The sequence below is a fragment of the Nitrobacter sp. 62-13 genome (assembly GCF_001896955.1).
GTDB lineage: Bacteria > Pseudomonadota > Alphaproteobacteria > Rhizobiales > Xanthobacteraceae > Nitrobacter.
The window spans coordinates 9,681-14,959 of record NZ_MKRN01000073.1 but is presented as its reverse complement, the minus strand read 5'-3'; the positions used below and the strand labels follow the sequence as shown (position 1 = coordinate 14,959).

The following is a 5,279-nucleotide window of genomic DNA, read 5'->3' as shown; positions in this document are numbered from 1 at the left end:
CGAGCCGACCAGCCGGCCCAGGATGCTCCGGAAGATCCCGCCGAAGACAAGCACGCCGACAATGACGAACGGATTGAAGAGATCCTCGACGTTGAAATTGTTCGCGAACTGTCCCTGCGGCTTTGGCGCGGGCAGCGGCTCGCCGTCGATCACGCGGAGCATGCGATCCACGCCGGCCGAGATGCCGCCGGCGAAATCGCCGTTGCGGAATTTCGGCACGATCTCTTCGTCGATGATGCGCTTCGAGGTGAGATCGGTCAGCGCGCCCTCGAGGCCGTAGCCCACCTCGATCCGCAGCTTGCGGTCATCCTTGGCGACGACCAGGATCGCGCCGTCGTCGATCTTCTTGCGGCCGATCTTCCATTGGTCGGCAACGCGGATCGAATATTGCTCGATCGTTTCCGGCGCGGTGGTCGGCACGATCAGCACCGCGACCTGACTGCCCTTGCGGTCCTCGAACGCCTTCAGTTCCTGTTCGAGCGACGCCGTCTGATCGCTGTTCAGCGTCGCGGTCAGATCGACCACGCGCCCGGTCAAAGGCGGCACCGCGACATCGGCGGATGCCGCGCCGACCCAGCACAGCATCAGCGCCAGCAGCGCCGCCTTCAGGATGCGCATCGCCGTCACCGGCTGTGCCGGCTACTTCGCCGGCGCGGCCGGCGCCGGATTGAAATCAACCTTCGGCGCGGTCGATATGTCCTTTTCGTTGTCGACGGTGAAGTTCGGCTTGGCCTTGTACCCCAGCGCCATGGCGGTCAGGTTGGTGGGAAACGAACGGACGGTCACGTTATAGTCCCGCACCGCCTTGATGTAGCGGTTGCGCGCCACGGTGATGCGGTTCTCGGTGCCTTCGAGCTGGCTCATCAGATCGCGGAACAACGCATCCGATTTGAGCTGCGGATAATTCTCGGTGACGACCAGAAGGCGCGACAGCGCGCTGGAGAGTTCGCCCTGGGCGGCCTGGAATTTCTGGAACGCCGCCGGATCGTTGAGCACTTCCGGCGTCGCCTGGATGCTGCCGACCTTGGCGCGCGCGTTGGTGACGCCGAGCAGGACGTCCTTCTCCTGCTGCGCGAAGCCCTTCACCGAATTGACGAGATTCGGCACCAGATCGGCGCGGCGCTGGTATTGATTGACCACTTCGGACCAGTCGGACTTGATCTGCTCATCCTGCGACTGGATGGCGTTGTAGCCGCAATTGGTCAGGCTCAGGGTGGCGAGCGCCGCCAGTACCGTCAAAAATTTTCGCATTCTATGTCTCCTGCCCCGCAATCAAGACTGCGTTCCAAGGGAAAGTCGCGCGACCCCTTCGGCGGCGCAACCGCAATGCTAGCAGATGTCGTGACCGCGCCGATCCTGTCAATTCCCCTCTCCAGCGGAACCGCCTGTTCGCAATCACGCGTCTGCCCTATAGTTTACGGCATGACCGTTACGGATATCGCGACGCGAACCTATAACCACGGCTTCCGCCTCGATCCGATCGTGCGCAGCCTGCTCGATACGGACTTCTACAAGCTTCTGATGCTGCAGATGATCCGTGAATTCTATCCGAACGAGCATGTGACGTTTTCCGTGATCAACCGCAGCCGGTATGTCCGGCTTGCCGAGGTCATCGACGAAGGTGAACTGCGGGCGCAGCTCGACCATGCCCGCAGCATTGCTTTCAGCAAAAAGGAGCTGATCTGGCTCGCGGGCAACACGTTCTACGGCGAGACCCAGATGTTCACGCCGGACTTTATCAATTGGCTCGCGGCGTTCCGGCTTCCCGAATACGAATTACGGAAGGGCGACGGCCAGTACGAGCTGCATTTCCATGGACCCTGGACCCACACCACGATGTGGGAAATTCCGGCGCTCGCCATTCTCAATGAGTTGCGGTCGCGCCAGGTGACCAGGGGTCTGGGCCGGTTCGCTCTCGATGTGCTGTACGCGCGCGCCAAGGCAAAGCTGTGGGGCAAACTCGAACGGTTGCGCAAGCTGGACGGCCTGCGGCTGTCGGACTTCGGAACGAGGCGGCGTCATGGCTTCCTCTGGCAGCGCTGGTGTGTCGAAGCCGCCAAGGAAGCACTCGGACCCGCCTTCACCGGCACGTCGAACGTTCTGCTCGCGATGGACGGCGATCTGGAGGCCATCGGCACCAACGCGCATGAACTGCCCATGGTCGCGGCCGCGCTCGCCGATGACGATGCCGCATTGCGCCGGGCGCCTTATCGCATCCTCGATCAATGGCGGCACACCTATGGGGGCAACCTGCTGGTCGCCCTGCCCGACGCCTTCGGCACCAAGGCTTTCCTGCGCGACGCGCCGGAGTGGGTGGCGGACTGGACCGGCTTCCGCCCGGACAGCCTGCCGCCGATCGCGGCAGGCGAGGAGAGCATCAGGTGGTGGCCGCAGAAGGGCCGCGATCCACGCGAGAAACTTCTGGTGTTTTCCGACGGCATGGACGCCGACTCGATCGAGGAGACGCAGCGGCATTTTGCCGGACGGGTGCGGGTGAGTTTCGGCTGGGGCACCAACCTGACCAACGACTTCGTGGGATGTTCGCCCGACGGCACCGCCGACCTCGATCCGATCTCGATCGTCTGCAAGGTGATATCGGTCAATGGTCGTCCCGCCGTGAAACTGTCGGACAATCCCGAGAAGGCGACCGGCGAGCCGTCGGAGATCGAACGTTATTTGCGCGTGTTCGGACATGCCGGCCGCGTCCATTCTCCCGTTCAGGTTTGAGTTGAAGCGGCCGCTTCAATGCGGCTGATCGGGATGCCAGCCGATAACGGCAAGCATCACGAAAAAGCCGGCGACGTAGGCGATCGCGACGGGCCATCCGTGCCTGAGCCATGAGCCCACCGACTTCGCCTCCGGATACATGTTCGACAGCGCCACGCCGGCGGAGGAGCCGAACCAGACCAGCGAACCACCGAAGCCGACGGTGTAAGCAAGAAATCCCCAGTCATAGCCGCCCTGCTTGAGCGCCAGCGCGGTGAGCGGGATATTGTCGAACACAGACGAGACAACGCCGAGGCCGAGCGCTGTCTGCCATGATGCCGCCGGCAATGTCTCCACCGGCATCACGGAGGCGGCGGTCACGAGCGCCAGAAGGAAGATCGTGCCCTTGAAGGTTTCGGGCAGGATGGTCCAGTCCGGCGCGCGCAAGACCGCGGTCAGCAAAATTGCGGCCCAGACGGCGAGTCCGAGTACAGGCACCGTATCGAGCAGCGCCGGGAATTTCAGGTTCGCGGTCACGTTCGCAACCAGCGCCGCGGTCAGGATGACCGCGACGATGAAGACTCGCACGCCGTCCACGCGCAAGCCGCTCGGCGGCTTCTTCACGATCGGCGAAAAACGATGCTGCCGGATCGCTGCCGGAACCGCGAAAATCGCGAGCGCCACCACGGCCGCGATATATGCTTCCAGGACGCTGAGCGGACTGATACCGTCAATCCACATCATCGTCGTCGTCGTATCTCCGACCACGCTGCCGGCGCCGCCGGCATTGGAGGCCGCGACGATCGCGGCCAGATAGCCGATGTGGACCTTTCCTCGAAAGACGTGGCGCGCCACCGTGCCGCCGATCAGCGCTCCCGCAATATTATCGAGAAAGCCTGACAACACGAAGACGATGACAAGAAGGACGGTGCCGCCTTTCCAGTCGTCGGGCAACAGCGCCGGCATTTCATCCGGTATCCGGCTTTCCTCGAAGTGCCGCGACAGAATGGCGAATCCCATCAGCAATAGGAACAGATTCGCCAGCGTGACCCACTCGTGCGCCATGTGGTGGCCGAACCCGCTCCACCCTGCGCCGGACTTGAAGCCGGTGAAGCCGACCTTGTAGCCGATGATAGCGACGAGGCCGATCAGGGCGATCGGAAGCGTATGACGGTGAAACAGAGCGATGCCGAGCAGAATGAGCCCGAAGAGGATAAAATCGAAAGGAATTCCAAGAATCAGAATCGGATCGGTCATCGCGCTCTCAACTGTTCAGTATCGACAGGCGCGGACCCTGACGAGACAGCACCGGCGAAGAAAATAAAACCGGGTCGCCACCGCAAGGACATTCGACCGGTTTCGTCCGTCAAACCGTGCGGCATATGATCCCATGCAGACGCCAAGCACCGAGGTAATGGAATTTCATCAACTTGGTTCTGGATTTTATTATCGAGGCGAGCATGTCCGAATCCGGCTGATCATGAGCCGGCAGGCCATCATTCGCCGACGAAGCGGCCATACTTGCCGTGGGCAAACAAGAGCGATTCGTTCCGATTATAACTGTAGGCCTCCACGGCGCCGAGGAAGATGACGTGGTCTCCGCCATAATAGCGATCGACGGTGCGGCACTGAAAGTTCGCAACGCCGCCGGACAGCAGCGGAGCGCCGCCGAGACCGGGCGTCCAGGCGACTTCCTCGAACTTGCGGCTCGACGGCGTCGCGAATTTGACCGCCAGCGCCTGCTGCGACGCGCCGAGCACGTTGACGGCGAAATGGCTGGCGTTCTGGAAGACGCTCATGTTTCGCGAATAGACCACGAGACTCCACAGCACCAGCGGCGGGTTCAGCGAGACCGACGTGAACGAGTTGCACGTCAGTCCGTGCGGAGTTCCGGCCTCGCCAGCGGCGGTGATGATGGTGACGCCGGTGGCATAGGTTCCGAGCGCATTGCGGAAGTCACGCGGATCGAGCGACGACTGGTCGCTCGCCAGTTCGTTGGCCGGATCCGGCGCGCCGGGGAAGTCAGGACCGCCCGTCATCAGACGACCTCACAGCGTCAAGTTTTTGGACGGCAGGCCGAGAGCAACCCGGCCGTAATCCGTGCCCGCCGCATCGAAGCTGAACGCGATGTGGGAATTGATCGCGTTCGCATCGCGGAACTGCCGCTGCAGCGGAGAACCAGCAAACAACCCGCGCGCCCCGCTCGCTGCAACCAGCAGCGACACCGCCTCGGTACACAGGTTCACCGCATAGGCTCCGTCGCGCCGCCATCCGGTTTTGACCGCCATGTCCGGAATATGCCCACGCCTCGCCTCCGCCATCGCTGTGATGCAGATCGAGCGCATGACGAGCCGCGCGGCATCGATCTTCGCCGACGCTTCGGCAATCTTGATCTGCGTGGACTGAAGATCGCCGAGCATGGCGCGACTGTAGGTGGTTGCGCGGTGGCGTGCGACTTCGATGTAGTCTTCGAGGCAGCCTCGGGCGTTACCGAGCGCCACCCCCGACAGCACGAAGGGAAACAGCGCAAACACCGGCAAAGCGTAAAGGGGATTCGGATTGACGGCGGTGCC

6 protein-coding genes are annotated in these 5,279 nt (G+C 62.6%); 1 reads left to right on the top strand and 5 read right to left on the bottom strand.

Going from position 1 to position 5,279, the window contains the following annotated elements:
- The coding region (locus BGN91_RS07190; RefSeq protein ID WP_292611810.1) for a YgcG family protein at nucleotides 1–618 on the bottom strand (618 nt) is incomplete at its 3' end.
- Nucleotides 619–639: 21 nt separating this feature from the next.
- Nucleotides 640–1,251: a LemA family protein gene (locus BGN91_RS07185; RefSeq protein ID WP_292611808.1), complete on the bottom strand. Its 612-nt coding sequence runs from the start codon at nucleotides 1,249–1,251 to the stop codon at nucleotides 640–642.
- A gap of 171 nt (nucleotides 1,252–1,422) precedes the next feature.
- Between BGN91_RS07185 and pncB the strand changes: the two genes are divergently transcribed.
- Entirely contained in the window at nucleotides 1,423–2,727 is a 1,305-nt protein-coding gene (gene pncB, locus BGN91_RS07180) for a nicotinate phosphoribosyltransferase (RefSeq protein ID WP_292611806.1), read from the top strand.
- 15 nt (nucleotides 2,728–2,742) lie between these two features.
- Here pncB and BGN91_RS07175 read toward each other — a convergent pair whose 3' ends face one another.
- From BGN91_RS07175 to BGN91_RS07165, 3 genes are all read right to left on the bottom strand, one after another.
- Nucleotides 2,743–3,963 (bottom strand): citrate transporter, encoded by a 1,221-nt coding sequence (locus BGN91_RS07175; RefSeq protein WP_292611805.1) that lies wholly within the window; start codon nucleotides 3,961–3,963, stop codon nucleotides 2,743–2,745.
- A 239-nt stretch (nucleotides 3,964–4,202) separates the two neighbouring features.
- On the bottom strand, nucleotides 4,203–4,745 hold the full coding sequence (locus BGN91_RS07170; protein ID WP_292611804.1) for a flavin reductase family protein: 543 nt from the start codon (nucleotides 4,743–4,745) through the stop codon (nucleotides 4,203–4,205).
- Between the two features lie 9 nt (nucleotides 4,746–4,754).
- Nucleotides 4,755–5,279 (bottom strand): acyl-CoA dehydrogenase family protein (locus BGN91_RS07165; RefSeq protein WP_292611802.1); only part of this gene is annotated, 525 nt, incomplete at its 5' end.